Source organism: Streptomyces sp. NPDC093065 (assembly GCF_044754585.1).
Lineage (GTDB): Bacteria > Actinomycetota > Actinomycetes > Streptomycetales > Streptomycetaceae > Streptomyces.
In genome coordinates this window covers 34,231-50,001 of the sequence record NZ_JBIVPJ010000021.1, presented here as the reverse complement: position 1 = coordinate 50,001, position 15,771 = coordinate 34,231, and the positions used below count along the sequence as shown (strand labels likewise).

14 protein-coding genes are annotated in these 15,771 nt (G+C 72.3%); 7 read left to right on the top strand and 7 right to left on the bottom strand.

What is annotated here, in order from left to right; all coding sequences use genetic code 11:
• Window positions 1-115 precede the first annotated feature (115 nt).
• The 5 genes from ACIQFU_RS30030 to ACIQFU_RS30010 all read left to right on the top strand — a co-directional run bounded on the left by ACIQFU_RS30030 (window position 116) and on the right by ACIQFU_RS30010 (window position 4,753).
• Window positions 116-640: a DUF1453 domain-containing protein gene (locus tag ACIQFU_RS30030; RefSeq protein WP_402555642.1), complete on the top strand. Its 525-nt coding sequence runs from the start codon at window positions 116-118 to the stop codon at window positions 638-640.
• Window positions 637-1,791 carry a sensor histidine kinase gene (locus tag ACIQFU_RS30025; RefSeq protein ID WP_402555641.1) on the top strand — a complete coding sequence of 385 codons (1,155 nt, stop codon included), beginning with the start codon at window positions 637-639 and terminating at the stop codon, window positions 1,789-1,791. The genes ACIQFU_RS30030 and ACIQFU_RS30025 overlap by 4 nt, the downstream gene beginning before the upstream one ends.
• A complete protein-coding gene (locus ACIQFU_RS30020; protein WP_402555640.1) occupies window positions 1,788-2,471 on the top strand; it encodes a response regulator in 684 nt (227 codons plus the stop codon). The genes ACIQFU_RS30025 and ACIQFU_RS30020 overlap by 4 nt, the downstream gene beginning before the upstream one ends.
• Window positions 2,472-2,540: 69 nt before the next feature.
• The gene (locus tag ACIQFU_RS30015; RefSeq protein WP_402555638.1) at window positions 2,541-3,164 is read left to right on the top strand and encodes a DUF485 domain-containing protein; all 624 of its coding nucleotides are present in this window, start codon (window positions 2,541-2,543) and stop codon (window positions 3,162-3,164) included.
• The gene (locus tag ACIQFU_RS30010; protein ID WP_402555637.1) at window positions 3,161-4,753 is read left to right on the top strand and encodes a cation acetate symporter; all 1,593 of its coding nucleotides are present in this window, start codon (window positions 3,161-3,163) and stop codon (window positions 4,751-4,753) included. Before ACIQFU_RS30015 ends, ACIQFU_RS30010 begins: the two co-directional genes overlap by 4 nt.
• 30 nt (window positions 4,754-4,783) lie before the next feature.
• On the opposite strand, the gene ACIQFU_RS30005 is transcribed toward ACIQFU_RS30010, so the two are convergent.
• From ACIQFU_RS30005 to ACIQFU_RS29990, 4 genes are all read right to left on the bottom strand, one after another.
• Window positions 4,784-5,464, bottom strand: coding sequence for a response regulator (locus ACIQFU_RS30005; protein WP_402555636.1), 681 nt, complete (start codon window positions 5,462-5,464; stop codon window positions 4,784-4,786).
• A complete protein-coding gene (locus ACIQFU_RS30000) occupies window positions 5,461-7,161 on the bottom strand; it encodes an ATP-binding protein (RefSeq protein ID WP_402555634.1) in 1,701 nt (566 codons plus the stop codon). The genes ACIQFU_RS30005 and ACIQFU_RS30000 overlap by 4 nt, the downstream gene beginning before the upstream one ends.
• Before the next feature lie 88 nt (window positions 7,162-7,249).
• Complete coding sequence (locus ACIQFU_RS29995) at window positions 7,250-8,197, bottom strand: sucrase ferredoxin (protein WP_402555633.1); 948 nt, start codon at window positions 8,195-8,197, stop codon at window positions 7,250-7,252.
• Between the two features lie 54 nt (window positions 8,198-8,251).
• Window positions 8,252-9,517, bottom strand: coding sequence for a citrate/2-methylcitrate synthase (locus tag ACIQFU_RS29990; RefSeq protein ID WP_402555632.1), 1,266 nt, complete (start codon window positions 9,515-9,517; stop codon window positions 8,252-8,254).
• Between the two features lie 124 nt (window positions 9,518-9,641).
• Between ACIQFU_RS29990 and ACIQFU_RS29985 the strand changes: the two genes are divergently transcribed.
• Window positions 9,642-10,814 carry a citrate synthase/methylcitrate synthase gene (locus ACIQFU_RS29985; protein WP_402555630.1) on the top strand — a complete coding sequence of 391 codons (1,173 nt, stop codon included), beginning with the start codon at window positions 9,642-9,644 and terminating at the stop codon, window positions 10,812-10,814.
• Window positions 10,815-10,952: 138 nt separating this feature from the next.
• Here ACIQFU_RS29985 and ACIQFU_RS29980 read toward each other — a convergent pair whose 3' ends face one another.
• The gene (locus ACIQFU_RS29980) at window positions 10,953-11,189 is read right to left on the bottom strand and encodes a hypothetical protein (protein ID WP_402555629.1); all 237 of its coding nucleotides are present in this window, start codon (window positions 11,187-11,189) and stop codon (window positions 10,953-10,955) included.
• Window positions 11,190-11,361: 172 nt separating this feature from the next.
• Complete coding sequence (locus ACIQFU_RS29975) at window positions 11,362-11,892, bottom strand: DUF6082 family protein (RefSeq protein ID WP_402555628.1); 531 nt, start codon at window positions 11,890-11,892, stop codon at window positions 11,362-11,364.
• Between the two features lie 314 nt (window positions 11,893-12,206).
• On the opposite strand from ACIQFU_RS29975, the gene ACIQFU_RS29970 reads away from it, so the two are divergent.
• The gene (locus ACIQFU_RS29970; protein ID WP_402555626.1) at window positions 12,207-13,301 is read left to right on the top strand and encodes a CobW family GTP-binding protein; all 1,095 of its coding nucleotides are present in this window, start codon (window positions 12,207-12,209) and stop codon (window positions 13,299-13,301) included.
• Here ACIQFU_RS29970 and ACIQFU_RS29965 read toward each other — a convergent pair.
• Window positions 13,298-15,754 carry a DNA topoisomerase (ATP-hydrolyzing) subunit A gene (locus ACIQFU_RS29965; protein ID WP_402555624.1) on the bottom strand — a complete coding sequence of 819 codons (2,457 nt, stop codon included), beginning with the start codon at window positions 15,752-15,754 and terminating at the stop codon, window positions 13,298-13,300. The genes ACIQFU_RS29970 and ACIQFU_RS29965 overlap by 4 nt on opposite strands.
• Window positions 15,755-15,771: the final 17 nt, after the last annotated feature.

Genomic DNA, 15,771 nt, shown 5'->3' with positions numbered 1-15,771 from the left:
GACCTCCACCCATGATCCACCCGGGCTCCGATCCCCTGACCTCGTCGTTTCCGTAATGTCGAAGGCGTCGGCGGGACCGCCGCCGGCATCACCTTCTTCCGCTCACGGAGGCACGATGTCCGGGCTCGTCGACGCGTTGGCCATCACGGCGGTGGCCGGGCTGGTGATCACCCGGCAGTTCCGCGCAAGCCGGATCGACACCGACCGGCGCTGGTGGGTGCTGCCCGTGGTGCTGGGCGTGGTCGCGCTGCGCGAGCCCGGCCTGGTCGACGCCCACCATTCCGTGGCTTCCGTCCTGCTGCTCGCCGCCGAAATACTCGTCGGCCTGGTCACCGGGGCCGGCTGGGCCTGGACCACCCGTGTCTGGGCGGGCACCGACGGCGCCGTGTGGAGCAGGGGCAGCCGGGCGAGCGTGGCCGTGTGGGCCGTCGGCATCGCACTCCGCGCCGCTCTCTACGGAGTCGGTGCGGCCCTGGGAGTGCGGCAGGACGGCTCCGCCCTGCTGCTCGCCCTCGCGGTGACCCTGCTGGTCCGCTCCGGCGTCCTGGCCTGGCGCGTTCGGACCGGGCGCCCTGCCGGAGCCCCCGGGCCCGCGTACCGTGACGCCGTGTCCCGGCCCACCTGGAAGGAGCCCGCGTGACGGAGAACGTCTGGACGACGTGGCCTTCCAGAGAGGCGCTCCTGCACGAGGGTGTCTCCCGTCCCCGCCGTCTGCTCGCCCACGCGGTGCGTCTGATGGTGTTCGGGACGCTGCTGTGGGGCGCGTTCAGCAGCAGCAGCCTGCACGGGTGGGGGTCGGTCCTGGCGGCCGTCGGCCTGCTGGCCGCGCTGTGCGTGGCATGGGCCTACTTCCGGACCACGCTCGCACACCGCCTGTGGCCGTCCCTGGCACTAGTCGCCGTGCTGCTCGTGATCGCGGCCGTCGCCGAGTCCGTCGGCTTCGGCGTCCCCGCCCGGGTCATCTGGTGCGGCTGCGCCGTCGTGGCTCTGGAGCGGATGCCCGTCGCGGCCGCGCTGCCCGTGACCTCGGTGGCGCTGGCCTCCTACGCAGTGGTGAGCGACGACGCCTGGCTGACCACGGTGGCGACGGTGACCGGTCTGGCGCTCGCCGGATACGTCCTGCGGCTCGACGCCGAGGCGCGGGGAAGCGCACAGCGGCTGCTGGCCCAGGAGCGGGCCGCCCGGGCCGCCGAGGCGGAGTCCGCGGCACTCGCGGAGCGGGCCAGGATCGCCCGGGAGATCCACGACGTGCTGGCACACAGCCTCTCGGCGCAGATGGTGCACCTGGAGGCGGCCCGGTTGCTGATCGAGCGGGACGCCGACCGGCAGCAGATCCTGGACCGGGTGGTGGCGGCGCGGGGGATGGCCCGCGACGGACTGGCCGAGACCCGGCAGGCGCTGTCCGCGCTCCGCGGGGACCTGACACCGCTGGAGGACTTCCTGGCCCAGCTCGTCGACACGGCCGAGGGCGCGGCGGAGGTCACCATTACGGGGGAACGCAGACCACTGCCGGCCGAGGCGTCGCAAGCCGTGCGCAGAGTGGCCCAGGAAGCGCTGACGAATGCCCGCAGGCACGCCCCCGGGGCCCGGGTGCGGGTGCGGCTGGACTACGGCGCCCGCGAAGTGATGCTGGATGTGCGGGACTCGGGGGGCCCGCCCGGCGAAGCCACCGGCACCGGGGGTGGGTACGGTCTGCTGGGCATGCGGGAGCGCGCCGAACTGCTGGGCGGCTCGCTGCGGGCAGGTCCGGGCGAGGAGGGGTTCGTGGTGACGTTGAAGGTTCCCGTATGACGGAGGAAGGCGGGCAGAGGCTCGCGCGCGTGGTGGTCGCCGACGATCAGACCGTGGTGCGGGAGGGGATCGTGATGCTGCTCGGACTCCTGCCCGGAGTCGAAGTCGTGGGCGCCGCCGGGGACGGCGACGAGGCGGTGCGGCTCGTCGCCGAACTCGCCCCGGACGTGGTGCTGATGGATCTGCGGATGCCCAGGTGCGACGGGGTGGAGGCCACCCGCCGGATCCGGGCCGAACATCCCGCGACGCAGGTGGTCGTACTCACGACGTACGGGGACGACGAGTCCGTGTTTCCCGCCCTGAGGGCGGGGGCGCGCGGTTACCTCACCAAGGACGCGGGCGGGGACGAGATCGTCCGGGCGGTGCACGGCGTGCTGTCCGGAGACGCGGGACTGGCTCCGAGCATCCAACGGCGTCTGCTGGAGCGCCTGTCCGAGTCCGAGCCGCGGCCGTCGGGGCCTCCCGAGCCGCCGGACGGGCTCACCACGCGGGAGACCGAGGTGCTGGTCCTCATCGCCGAGGGGCTCAACAACCAGCAGATCGCGAGCAGACTGCAGGTTTCGACGGCCACTGTGAAGACCCACATCAACAACCTGTTCGGCAAGGCGGGGATCAAGGACCGTGCGCAGGCGGTGCGTTACGCCTATACGAAGGGACTGGTGCGGCCACCAGGGGGATGAATCACCTGATGGGGTGAAGTGCCGGCGGAAGAAGAGTCGGGGATCTTCCCGTTCTGTCCATCCTTGGGCATGCAGTCAAGCAACGACCGGTCCCGCGGCGCCGGGGGCGGTCCCGAAGGCGCGGCCGACCACCGCGCAGTGCCGGGCAGGGCCTACGTCGAGACGGCCCCCGGCCCGCGGTACGACGACCAGAGGTTCGACGGCCCGCGGTACGACGACCAGAGGTTCGACGGTCCGGGGTACGACGACCCGTGGTACGACGCGCTCGCCTCCGGCTGGGGCGAGTCGGCCGGCTCCGGGGCCCCGGAGCCGGCGGCGCCGCCGATGCGCCGGGAGCCGGCGGAGGCGCCGTCCAGGACCGCGGCCGACGTGTATCTGGAGGTCCAGCGGAGCGCGGCCTTCCAGGAGGTCCGCGGCCGGTACCGGAGGTTCGTCGCCCCGGCGGTCATCGCCTTCTTCCTGTGGTACGTGGCCTACGTGGTGGCCGCCACGTCGGCCCCCACCCTGATGGCCCGACCGGTGGCCGGCGCGGTGAACGTGGCGATGGTCGCCGGGCTCGGTCAGTTCCTCACCACGTTCCTGCTCACCTGGGCCTACGCGCGGCACGCCCGGCTGCGCAGGGACCGGGCCGCGCTCGAACTGCGGTGGGACACGCAGGAGCTGACGCGCGGGGTGCGAGGCGGTGCGTCATGACGGGAGATCACCAGACTCTTAGCCTGCTGCTGTTCAGCACGTTCGTCGCCGTCACGCTCGGGATCACCACCTGGGTGGGCCGCCATCGGCACGGCTCGGCGGAGGAGTTCTACGCGGGCGGCCGCCTCTTCTCGCCGATGGAGAATGGTTTTGCCATCTCCGGCGACTACATGTCGGCCGCGTCGTTCCTCGGTATCTCGGGGCTCATCGCCCTCTACGGCTACGACGGCATGCTCTACTCGGTGGGGTTCCTGGTGGCCTGGCTCGTGGTCCTGTTCCTCGTCGCCGAACTGGTCCGCAACTGCGGGCGGTTCACCCTTGCCGACGTGGTGGCCGCCCGGATGAGGGAGCGGCCGGTACGGATCGCCGCGGGGACCTCCTCGGTCACCGTTTCCGTCCTGTACCTGGTGGCGCAGATGGTGGGCGCGGGCAGCCTGGTCGCGCTGCTGCTGGGCGGGACGAGCGGGGCGGCGCGGACGTGGACCGTCATCGGCGTCGGCGCCCTCATGGTGATCTACGTGTCGCTGGGCGGGATGCGCGCCACCACCTGGATCCAGATCGTGAAGGCGGTCCTGCTGCTCGGCGGCACGGTGGCGCTGACCGCGCTCGTCCTGGTGCGCTTCCACGGCGACGTCGACCGGCTGCTGCGAACGGCGGCCGAACGCAGCGGCCACGGGGAGGCGTTCCTCGCGCCCGGCCTCGCCTACGGCGGGGACTGGGTCTCCCGTTTCGACTTCATCAGCCTGGGGCTCGCCCTGGTGCTGGGCACGGCCGGGCTGCCGCACATCCTGTCCCGCTTCTACACCGTGCCCACCGCCAGGGCGGCGCGGCGGTCCGTGGTCTGGTCGATCGGTCTCATCGGCGGCTTCTACCTGATGACGATCGTGCTCGGGTTCGGTGCCGCCGCCCTGGTCGGCCCGGAGGCCGTACGCGCGTCGAACGCCGCCGGGAACACGGCGGTGCCGCTGCTCGCCCTGGACCTGGGCGGCGGCGCGCAGTCCACCGGCGGGACGGTCCTGTTCGCGGTCGTCGCCGCCGTCGCGTTCGCCACCATCCTCGCGGTGGTCGCCGGCATCACCCTGGCCTCCTCGGCGTCCGTGGCCCACGACCTGTACGCGTCCTTGCGGCGCCGCCACTCCAAGCCGCGCAGCGAGGTCGCCGTGGCGCGGGTCGCCGCCGTCGGCATCGGCGCCGTCGCGATTGGGCTCGGTCTGCTCGCCCGCGACCTCAACGTCGCCTTCCTGGTGGGCCTCGCCTTCGCCGTGGCCGCCTCCGCGAATCTGCCGGTGCTGCTCTACTCGTTGTTCTGGCGCGGCTTCACCACCCGGGGTGCGGTGTGGGCGGTCTACGGCGGTCTGGTGCCGTCCGTGGTGCTCGTGCTGCTGTCCCCGGTGGTCTCCGGCAGCCCGCAGTCGCTCTTCCCCGGCCTCGACTTCCAGTACTTCCCGCTGCAGAACCCCGGCCTGGTCTCGATTCCGCTGGGCTTCCTCGCGGGCTGGCTGGGCACCGTCACCTCACCCGAGGTCCCGGACGAGGCCAAGCACGCCGAGACCGAGGTGCGGTCGCTGACCGGGGCGGGGGCCGTGTAGGGGCGGCAACGCCCGGGGCCCAGTGGTCGTTCAGGCGCGGGTCGCCCACGCGTAACGGTGCTCGGGGCGGCCCGCCTCGCCGTACTTCAGTGTCAGTACGGCCCGTCCGGTGCGTTCCAGGAGCTTCAGATAGCGCTGCGCGGTCTGGCGGCTCACCCCGGTCCGGTCGGCGATCTCCTGGGCGGAGAGCGGTCCGTCGGCCTTCAGCAGACACTGGCGTACCAGTTCGGCGGTGGTGGGCGAGTGCCCCTTGGGCAGACCGGGCTCGGACGGTGCCGACAGGGCGCCGAAGATCCGGTCGACCTCGGCCTGTTCCGCCTCGCCGCCACCGTCGAGGGTGCGGCGCAACTCGGCGTAGGCCTCCAGCTTGGCGCGCAGACCGGCGAAGGCGAACGGTTTCACCAGGTACTGGAGGGCCCCCTGCCGCATCGCCGCCTGGACTGTCGACACGTCGCGGGCGGCCGTCACCATGATCACGTCGGTCTGGAGTCCTCGCCGCCGCATCTCCTGGACGACCTCAAGACCGGTCCGGTCGGGCAGGTAGTGGTCCAGCAGAATCAGGTCCAGGCGGGGCAGCCTCTGCACGGCACCCAGCGCCTCCTGCGCGTTGTGCGCCTCACCGGCGACGTGGAAGCCCGGCACCTTCTCGACGTACGCGGCGTTGACGCGCGCGACCCGGGTGTCGTCGTCCACGACCAGGACCTCGATCATCGGGACTCCTTCTCGGCAGCGGTGGTCACGGGGGCGGTGGTGGCGGACTCCGGAGCCGGTTCCTGTTCCGTCGCCGGTTCCGTTTCCGGTTCGGTCAGGGCCTCCGGCAGGACCACGACGAACTCCGCGCCGCCGCCGTACGCCTCTTCGACATGCGCGCTGCCGCCCTGTCGTTCGGCCAGGCGGCGCACCAGCGGGAGTCCGATGCCGCGTTCGCGGTGAGCGGGCGGCTCCTTGGTGGACCAGCCCGTGGTGAAGACCAGCTCCCGGTGGTCCGCCGGAACGCCGGGGCCCGTGTCGCGCACCGTGAGCGTGGCGGCGCGTCCCTCGGCGCGCAGTTCGACCTCCACGCGCGCGTGCCGTGTTCCCGCGGTGGCGTCGAGGGCGTTGTCGACCAGGTTGCCGACGATCGTGACGAGGCCGCCGGGATCGACCAGGCGGTCCGGCAGCCGCGTCCGGTCCGAGACCCACAGGGCGACGCCTCGTTCGGCCGCGACGGTCGCCTTGCCGACCAGCAGGGCGGCGACCAGGGGATCCCGGACCCGCCCGGTGATCTGCTCCGCGGTGACCCGGTGGTCGCCGACGACTTCGCCGACGAACTCCACGGCGTCGTCGTACATCTCCAGTTCCAGCAGCCCCAGCAGGGTGTGCATGCGGTTGGCGTGCTCGTGGTCCTGCGCGCGCAGCGCGTCGATCAGGCCCCGCGTGGAGTCCAGCTCCCGGCCGAGCTGCTCCAGCTCGGTGCGGTCGCGCAGGGTGGCCACGGCGCCGCCGTCGTCCGTGGGCATCCGGTTGGCGACCAGGACCCGCTGGCCGCGCACGGTCAGCAGGTCGGTGCCGGTCACCCGGCCCGCCAGGACGTCGGCCGTGCGCCCCGCGCCGAGCGCCTCGTCGGGGAAGCGGCCGACGGCCTCGCCGCCGATGCACAGCAGGCGCTGCGCCTCGTCGTTGAGCAGGCGCACCCGGCCCTCGCGGTCGAGGGCGACGACGCCCTCCCGGATGCCGTGCAGCATGGCCTCGCGCTCCGCCAGCAGCCCCGCGATGTCCGAGAAGGCCAGGTCCCGGGTCTGGCGCTGCACCCGGCGCGAGATGATCCAGGACGCCAGCGCACCGACGGCCAGAGCGCCACCGGCGTACGCGAAGAGGCCGGGAATGGCGTGGATCAGCCGGGCCCGCACGCTGTCGTAGGCGATGCCCACCGAGACCGCCCCCACGATCTCGCCGTCGCCGTCGCGCAAGGGCACCTTCCCGCGGGCGGAGCGGCCCAGCGTGCCGTTGTCGATCTCCATGACCTCGCGTCCGGCCAGGGCCTGCCCCGGGTCGGTGGAGACGACCTCGCCGATGCGCTCCGGGTCGGTGTGCGACCAGCGCACGCCGTCGCGGTCCATCACGACGACGTACTCCGCCCTGGTGGCCTCGCGGACCCGCTCCGCCTCCTGCTGCACCGGCCCGTCCGCCGCCGGCCGGGTGGCCCGCAGGTCCCGTACGACCTGCGGTTGCTGCGCGGTGGTCTGTGCGATCGCCAGGGCCCGGCGCATCGCCTGATCGTCCAGCTGGTCGCCGAGCGGCGCCAGGAACAGCCCGGTCGCGAGCACGGTGACGCCCGCGGCGATCGCCACCTGCATCAGCAGCACCTGCGAGAACACCCGCCGCGGCAGGCCCAGGCGCAGTCGGCGTGCGGGGGGAGTGGAGCTCATGGCCACGACGGTACGTGGGGCCGGTGGCCGGCCGGAGCCGGGTGTGGCGTGTATCTCCCCGGCGGGCGCGCTGGTCGATCCTCCGGCGTCAGCTCGCCAGTGCCGTCGCCGGCACCGGCAGTGCGCGCACCGCCGTGACCTCCATCCGCGCCGGCGAGCCCAGTACCGACGCTCCGCAGCTCTCCGGTCGCGGTGGCGCCGAGGCTCCCTGTACGACGGTGACCCGCCAGTGCCGGCCGTCCGTGTGGGCCAGGGTCACCTCCCAGCGCGGTGCGGCGCCGTCCGTCCGTACGACCGTCAGTGCCTGGGCCCCGTCCTCGGCGACGGCCGAGCGCAGGGCCAGCTCGGCCGCCTGGCCGGGGCGCTCCCAGGCGGAGTTCCCACGACAGCCCTCCACGACGACCCGGCCCTCCTGGGCCCGGTGCAGGATCTCCTTGACGGCGTGCGCCTGGACCCGGCCGTAGACGTAGCCGTGCGGCAGGACCAGCACGGTCGGCGAGAAACGGTGGCCTCCCAGGTGGGTGACTTCCCAGACGCCGTCGGCTCCGGAGGCGGCGACTTCGGCCGCCAGCGGCCTGCCGAGGAGCGCGCAGCACCGGTCCCGCTTGCCGTTGGTGCAGACGAGCGCGAAGGGATCGCCCCGGTGGGGTCCGCCGTCCAGCACCGAGTCGAAGGCGTGGTGGTCGCCCCGGCCGAGTGCCGCGAGATCGAGGTCGAGCAGCCGGCGGGGATCCTCGATCGCGGCGCCGTGCAGCCACACGTTCCCCGGCACGGTGTGGGCCGCGTACACCCGGCGTTCGGCGGGCGTGCCCCGGTCCGCGTGGCGCCCGGGGCGGCGGATGAGCGCGACGCGTACGCCCGTCCCCTTCGTCGCCGCGTCGAGGGCACGGCCCAGCGCGGGGTCCAGGTGGCTCGCGGTGAGCGCCTTGGCGCCCCAGGGGCCGGGCTGTTCGAGCAGCAACCAGGTCCGCGCGACGGGTGCGGTGCCGGAAAGGGGCTCGTCGAGGTCCCAGGAGACGGTTGAGCACGTACTCACAGAGGTGAGCCTAACCTGACTTGGGCCGCGGTGACTTCCAGCCGCGCCTGGACGCTACTCCGGTAGGGGGCGTGGCGGCTTGGGACCGCAGTACAGCCCGCTCGGCCGCATCCGCAGGGGGCGCTCCCCGTACTCCTCCAGGGCATGCGCGATCCAGCCCGCCGTACGCGCCACGGCGAAGATCGTCTCGGCCGCGGTGGGCACCATGCCGGACGAGGCGGTGAGCACGGCGAGCGCGAGGTCGACGTTGGCGTTCAGCGGGGTGTGGCGGGCGGCGGTGGCCTGGATGTCCCTGGCCGCCGCGAGCGCGGGCGCCGCCCGGGGGATGTCCTCCAGGAGCGCGAACAGGGCACGCGCGCGTGGGTCCTCACCGGGGTAGAGCCGGTGGCCGAGTCCCGGGATGCGCCGGCCGGCCCGCAGCTCCTCCGCGACCACCGGCGCCGCGCTGCCCAGGTCGAGAACCTCCAGCAGCATCCGGTGCGCGAGTCCTCCGGCGGCGCCGTGCAGCGGTCCCTCGATCACGCCGAGCCCGGCGGACACGGCGGCGTAGGCGTGTGCCCGCGCCGACGCGGCGACGCGCACGGCGAGCGTGGAGGCCGCCAGATCGTGGTCGACGAGGAGGCAGAGCGCCGTGTCGAGGGCGCGCAGGGTCGGTTCGTCCGCCTCTCGGCCGCTGAGCCGGGTCCACAGGCGGTGGGCGATCGGGGCCCGGTCGTCCCCGTCGCGCAGTACGGATGGCAGCGCGGCCACGAGGGTGGGGATGAGGACGCGGGCCGTGCCCAGCACCGCTTCCTCGGACAGGTCGAAGCGGAGCGGGTCCGTGACCGCCGCGGCGATCGCCGCCACCCGGAGCCGGTCGGCGGGGCCGGCGTGTTCGGGCAGGGCGTCGACGGCCCTGCGCGCGGCGGCCACGGAGGACTCCGGGGCCGAGAAGGCGGCGCCGGGACGCGGCTGCCCGGTCCAGAGCCACTCGGCCACCTCCTCGTAGGTGTGACGTGCGGCCAGTTCCACCGCGTCGACGCCCCGGTAGTAGTACCGGTCGCTCTCGATGAGCGTGAGGCGGGTGCGCACGGTCAGCTCCTGGCCGGCGGCCGACGCCGCGGAGGTGACGCCGTCGCGGCGGTTGCGCCTGGCGAGGGCCCGGACCTCGTCGGCGTCGAAGGTGCTGCCCCGGCCACCGGGTGTGCGCCGGCTGCCGAGCTGGCCGCGGCTGACGTACGCGTACACGGTCTCGGGCTTCACCCCGAGGAGTTCGGCCGCCTCCCGGGTGGTCAGACGCCGCTCGTTGCCGGCGGGGCGGCCGGGCTCTTGATCACGCATGAGGTCACCGTACCGATCGGAGACGGTTGCCGTTGAGTCATGAAGTGATGATGCATTGACTCAATCAATATTGACAGATTGCAAGTCAAGTATGGACAGTTAAGTCAAGTTCTAGGAGGTAATCATGTCCGTCAACAGAACCGCAGCTCCCGCGGCGCCCGTCGAGGTGCCGCGCGGGCTCGCCGGTGTCGTGGTGGCCGACACCGAGGTCGGCGACGTGCGCGGCACCGAGGGCTTCTACCACTACCGCCAGTACTCGGCCGTCGAGCTCGCACAGAGCCGCACCTTCGAGGACGTCTGGCATCTCCTGGTCCACGGGGAACTCCCGGACGCGCGACGTGGCGCCGCCTTCGCCGCCGAGACCGCGGCGCTGCGGCGGCTCCCCGACGCGGTGCGCGCGGCACTGCCCGCCGTCGCCGCGGCCGGTGGGCGCTCCGGCCCGCTCGCCGGGATGCGCACGGGTCTGTCCCTGCTCGGCGCGGCACGTGGCTTCGAGCCCGTGTACGACCTGTCGGCCGACCGGCGCCGGCAGGACACCCTGGTGGCCGCCGCGGCCGTACCGACTCTGCTCACCGCGCTGTACCGGCTGGGGCAGGGGCTCGAGCCGGTGGAGCCGCGCGAGGACCTGTCGTACGCGGCGAACTACCTGTACATGGTGACCGGTGAGGAGCCGGACCAGGGGCGCACGCGCGCGGTCGAGCAGTACCTGATCTCCACCATTGATCACGGGTTCAACGCGTCGACGTTCACCGCGCGCGTCATCGCCTCGACGGGTGCGGACGTCGCGGCCTGCCTGGCCGGCGCGGTGTCGGCGCTGTCCGGCCCGCTGCACGGCGGCGCGCCCAGCCGGGCGCTGGACACCCTGGACGCGATCGGCACGCCCGACCGCATCGACGGGTGGATCCGCGAGCGCGTGCTCGCCGGCGACCGCATCATGGGTTTCGGTCACGCGGTCTACCGCACGGAGGACCCGCGCTCGCGGATGCTCCGGGAGGTGGCGCAGCGGTTCGGCGGCCCACGGGTGGAGTTCGCCGTCGAGGTGGAGCGGCAGGTCGAGGCGATCCTCGCGGAGCTGAAGCCGGGCCGGGAACTGCACACCAACGTCGAGTTCTACGCGGGCGTGGTCATGGAACTGTGCGGTCTGCCCCGCGAGATGTTCACGCCCACCTTCGCGGCGGCACGGGTGGTGGGCTGGAGCGCGAACATCCTGGAGCAGGCGGCCGACTCGAAGATCATCCGGCCGGCGGCACGGTATGTGGGGCCGGGAGCGCCGGTCGGTGTACCGGCGGTGGCCTGAGGAACACGAGCGGCCTGGTGCCGTTCGGGCGCCAGGCCTGGTCGGTGGGATGTCGAGCAAGGACGGGGTGCCGGGTTGCTCGCCGGTGGTGGGTCCGTGCGCGGTCGGCGGCGGGTGGGGCCAAGGACACGGGGGACGTCAGGCGTCGGGGATGTCCGCCTTGGCCCGGATGAGGGTCTCCCGGCTGATGACCACGATGCGTTCGTAGTCGGCCCGGGCGGCATCGGCGGGCAGCTCACGCTCCAGCGCCTCGGTGGCCTCGGTGCCGATGACGGCGAAGTTGCCGTCGCTCATTTCGAACAGGTCGGGGCAGGTGGACCCCGAGTTACTGCCCCGGGCGCTGGGAGGCACACCGATGCGGCGCACGATCTTCAAAGGTACCGGTCCTTATGAGTCTCCAGAGTGATGGCGAGCACACGGTACTGGTGTTCATGAGGTACACGTGACGAGATGGCCGAAACTCACTCCGTCGTGTCGCGGGTTCCGGAGCGCGTTGACCTGACCGGCCGAGTCTGCGGCACTCGCCGTCGGTCCGGTGGTCCGTCGGTCAGTCCGTCGGCGGGGTCCCCACGACCCACCATTCATCGGTGTCGGCCTCGTCGAGGTCCTGGACGAGGCCGTCGACCATGCGGCCCAGCAAGGCTTCCTCGGACGCCTCGTTGAGGGAGGCGCGCATGTGCTCGGACGCGTCCCAGTACTCCCGGAAGACGGGGCTCTGGAAGAACTCGCGCAGGATCCGGTACAGCTCCTCCCGGTCCAGCAGGCCCGCTCGGTGGCAGTGGTACAGGTAGGTGTACCAGGCGTTGGCGTAGAGGAACTGACGGCGCCGCGCGGCCGGGATGCTCTTGTCGTACGTGTCGATGACCTCGGCCAGCGAAGGGTCGTCGATCGCCCTGGTCAGCAACTCCCAGTGCATGCGCTGCTGGTGCCGCAGTGCCTCGCGTCGGATCGCCGACTCCTCCAGCCGCAGTTGCCGCTCGTTCGGACGGGCCCTGTCCAGTCGCCGCTGCCGCGCGGCCGCCAGCATCCCGGCCGCGACGGAGCCGAACCTCCCCGTGACACTTTTCCGTGTGACCATGTCAACCCCCGAATCAGGCGACCGCCCGCCGGTCGTCGAGTGCGGGTCGGCTGACGGGGACCGGCGAGCGATGGGTGGTGCTGCCGCCTCCAGGGTGCCGAGCGGCGCTGATCGACGGGGAGGCGGAGAGGAGGCGCACGGAGGGAAGCGAGGGTCGCACGGTCCGGCGCCATGCAAAACGTCTGCCCACCAAGTGCTGCTAACAATCGTTCACTCCGCGGGTACTCCGCCGGCTCGTATCCTGAGCAGGCAATTCCGTACGTGGACGTACGCCTGCCGCGGGCCGGCGTACGCGTGGGTCAGAGAGAGGTCGCATGGTGGGGCAGCGCCCGACTCCGCAGCAGATCCCGGTCGTCGTACTCGCCGGATTCCTCGGCTCCGGAAAAACCACCCTCCTCAACCACCTCCTCCACCGCAGCGGAGGCAGCCGTATCGGCGCCGTCGTCAACGACTTCGGCTCGATCGAGATCGACGCGATGGCCGTCGCGGGCGCCCTCGGCGACTCCACCGTCTCGCTGGGCAACGGATGCCTGTGCTGCGCCGTCGACGCGAGTGAACTCGACGGGTACCTGGAGCGGCTGGCGCGGCCCGAGGCCGGCATCGACGTCATCGTCATCGAGGCCAGCGGCCTGGCCGAACCGCAGGAACTGGTGCGCATGCTGCTCGCCAGCGAACAGCCGGGGATCGTGTACGGCGGGCTCGTCGAGGTCGTCGACGCCGCCGAGTTCGACGACACCCGCGCCAGGCACCCCGAGATCGACCGGCACCTGGCCCTCGCCGATCTGGTCGTGGTCAACAAGACCGACCGGGTCCCCGACACCGAGCGCGTGCCGGCCCTCGTGCACTCGCTCGTCGACGGCGCGGCCGTCGTGCCCGCCGTCTACGGCCGCATCGACCCCGAGTTCCTCTACGACTGCCGGCCCAGCGAGGAGCGGGTGGGGCAGTTGTCCTTCGACGACCTGCACGACCACACCGGGGACGGCGCACACTCCGGGCACCTGCACGCCGCCTACGACACCCTGTCGTTCGTCTCCGGCCTCCCGCTCGACCCGCGCCGGCTCATGCGCTTCCTCGACAGCCGGCCCGACGGCCTGTACCGGATCAAGGGATACGTCGACTTCGGCCCGTACGACACGCGGAACCGCTACGCCGTCCACGCCGTCGGACGCTTCCTGCGCTTCTACCCGGAGCCCTGGGCGTCCGCCGAGGACACCGAGGTCCGCCGCACCCAGCTCGTCCTCATCGGCTCCGGCATCGACGCGGTGGCCCTCGGCGAAGAACTCGACGCGTGCCGCCGGGACGCCGACGCCCCACCCGCCGACGAGCACGGCATGTGGGGCGTCCTGCGCTACGCACCCGACGGCGAGGACCCCGACGGCGAAGCCGGCAGCCCGGTCGAGGACTCCTAGACCGGACCCGCCACCACCGCCACCGTCTTCGGCAGCGACACGCCCGAGCCGTCGCGACGCGGGTCGATGTCCGGGAGCTGGGCGGGCGTGCCGTTCTTCTGCGCCGCGAGCGCCGGGACGGCACCCGCCCAGGCGAAGGCCAGGCAGTCCTCGCCCTTCAGGAACCGCTGGCAGCGCACACCGCCGGTGGCGCGCCCCTTGCGCGGATACTGGTCGAACGGCGTCAACTTGGCCGTGGTCTGCACGGAGTCGTCCAGCGTGCCGCGCGATCCGGCCACCGTGAAGACCACCGCGTCCACCGCCGGATCCACCGCCGTGAACGAGACGACCTTGGCGCCGTCGGCGAGCTTGACGCCCGCCACACCACCCGCCGGACGGCCCTGCGGGCGGACCTGCGAGGCCTGGTAACGCAGCAACTGCGCGTCGTCCGTGATGAAGACGAGGTCCTCGTCACCGGTGCGCAACTCGGCGCCGCCGACGATGCGGTCGCCCTCCTTGAGAGTGATGACCTCCAGCTCGTCCTTGTTGGACGGGTAGTCGGGCACCACCCGCTTGACGACGCCCTGTTCCGTGCCGATCGCCAGCCCCGGCGAGGACTCGTCGAGCGTGATCAGGCAGACGACGTCCTCGTCGTCCTCCAGGGACACGAACTCCGCCAGCGGCGCGCCGCCCGCGAGGTTCGGCGCCGGCATGGTCTCGGGGAGCTGGGGCAGGTCCACGACGTTCACCCGCAGCAGCCGCCCGGCGGAGGTCACCACGCCCACCTCGCCGCGCGCCGTGGCCGGCACGGCCGAGACGATCAGGTCGTGCTTGACCCGCTTGGCCCCGGCCTCCGTGACCAGGGGCTCGTCGTTCGCGGTGCGGGCCAGCAGGCCCGTCGAGGACAACAGCACCCGGCACGGGTCGTCCGCCACCTGGAGCGGCACGGCGGCGACCGGGGTACCGCCCGACTCCAGCAGCGTCGTACGCCGGTCGGTGCCGAACTTCTTCGCCACCGCGGCCAGTTCGGTCGAGACCAGCTTGCGCAGCTCCGCGTCCGAGTCGAGGATCCGGGTCAGCTCCTCGATCTCCGCGTTCAGCCGCTCCTTCTCGGACTCCAGCTCGATGCGGTCGTACTTGGTGAGCCGGCGCAGCGGCGTGTCCAGGATGTACTGCGTCTGGACGTCGCTCAGCGCGAAGCGCTCCATCAGCCGCTGCTTGGCCTGCGCGGAGTTCTCGCTGGAGCGGATGAGACGGATGACCTCGTCGATGTCGACCAGGGCGGTGAGCAGGCCCTCCACCAGGTGCAGCCGGTCGCGCTTCTTGCTGCGGCGGAACTCGCTGCGGCGTCTGACGACGGTGAAGCGGTGGTCGAGGTAGACCTCCAGCAGCTCCTTGAGGCCCAGGGTGAGCGGCTGGCCGTCCACCAGGGCGACGTTGTTGATGCCGAAGGACTCCTCCATGGCCGTCAGCTTGTAGAGCTGCTCCAGGACCGCCTCGGGCACGAAGCCGTTCTTGATCTCGATGACCAGGCGCAGCCCGTGCTCGCGGTCGGTGAGGTCCTTGACGTCCGCGATGCCCTGGAGCTTCTTCGAGCCGACCAGGTCCTTGATCTTCGAGATGACCTTCTCCGGGCCGACCGCGAAGGGCAGCTCGGTGACGACGAGACCCTTGCGGCGGGCCGTCACCGTCTCCACGGAGACCGTCGCGCGGATCTTGAACGTGCCCCGCCCCGTCTCGTACGCGTCCCGGATGCCGGGCAGACCGACGATGCGGCCGCCGGTGGGCAGGTCGGGGCCCGGCACGTGCTTCATCAGCGCGTCCAGGTCGGCGTTCGGGTGCCGGATCAGATGCCGGGCCGCCGCGATCACCTCGCGCAGGTTGTGCGGCGGCATGTTGGTGGCCATGCCGACCGCGATGCCCGAGGCGCCGTTGACCAGCAGGTTCGGGAAGGCGGCGGGCAGCGCCACCGGCTCCTGCTCCTGACCGTCGTAGTTGGGGGCGAAATCGACGGTGTCCTCGTCGATCGACTCCGTCATCAGGCCGGCGGCCTCGGCCATCCGGCTCTCGGTGTACCGCATGGCGGCCGGCGGGTCGTCGTTGCCCAGCGAGCCGAAGTTGCCGTGGCCGTCCACCAGGGGCACGCGCATCGAGAACGGCTGCGCCATGCGGACCAGCGCGTCGTAGATGGACGCGTCGCCGTGCGGGTGCAGCTTGCCCATGACCTCGCCGACGACGCGGGCGCACTTCACGTAGCCGCGCTCGGGCCGCAGGCCCATCTCGTTCATCTGGTAGACGATGCGGCGGTGCACCGGCTTGAGGCCGTCGCGGGCGTCCGGCAGCGCACGGGAATAGATGACCGAGTACGCGTACTCGAGGAAGGAGCCCTGCATCTCGTCGACGACGTCGATGTCGAGGATCTTCTCCTCGTACGAGTCGTCGGGCGGCGGGGTCTTCGTACTACGGCGGGCCATCGCTGCCGGCTCCTTGC

What these genes read in the sequence shown, in the direction of transcription:
- ACIQFU_RS30030 (WP_402555642.1), top strand. Translation starts at nt 116, where the DNA reads ATGTCCGGGCTCGTCGACGCGTTGGCCATCACGGCGGTGGCCGGGCTG.
- ACIQFU_RS30020 (WP_402555640.1), top strand. Translation starts at nt 1,788, where the DNA reads ATGACGGAGGAAGGCGGGCAGAGGCTCGCGCGCGTGGTGGTCGCCGAC.
- ACIQFU_RS30015 (WP_402555638.1), top strand. Translation starts at nt 2,541, where the DNA reads ATGCAGTCAAGCAACGACCGGTCCCGCGGCGCCGGGGGCGGTCCCGAA.
- ACIQFU_RS30010 (WP_402555637.1), top strand. Translation starts at nt 3,161, where the DNA reads ATGACGGGAGATCACCAGACTCTTAGCCTGCTGCTGTTCAGCACGTTC.
- ACIQFU_RS30005 (WP_402555636.1), bottom strand. Translation starts at nt 5,464, where the DNA reads ATGATCGAGGTCCTGGTCGTGGACGACGACACCCGGGTCGCGCGCGTC.
- ACIQFU_RS30000 (WP_402555634.1), bottom strand. Translation starts at nt 7,161, where the DNA reads ATGAGCTCCACTCCCCCCGCACGCCGACTGCGCCTGGGCCTGCCGCGG.
- ACIQFU_RS29990 (WP_402555632.1), bottom strand. Translation starts at nt 9,517, where the DNA reads ATGCGTGATCAAGAGCCCGGCCGCCCCGCCGGCAACGAGCGGCGTCTG.
- ACIQFU_RS29985 (WP_402555630.1), top strand. Translation starts at nt 9,642, where the DNA reads ATGTCCGTCAACAGAACCGCAGCTCCCGCGGCGCCCGTCGAGGTGCCG.
- ACIQFU_RS29975 (WP_402555628.1), bottom strand. Translation starts at nt 11,892, where the DNA reads ATGGTCACACGGAAAAGTGTCACGGGGAGGTTCGGCTCCGTCGCGGCC.
- ACIQFU_RS29970 (WP_402555626.1), top strand. Translation starts at nt 12,207, where the DNA reads ATGGTGGGGCAGCGCCCGACTCCGCAGCAGATCCCGGTCGTCGTACTC.
- ACIQFU_RS29965 (WP_402555624.1), bottom strand. Translation starts at nt 15,754, where the DNA reads ATGGCCCGCCGTAGTACGAAGACCCCGCCGCCCGACGACTCGTACGAG.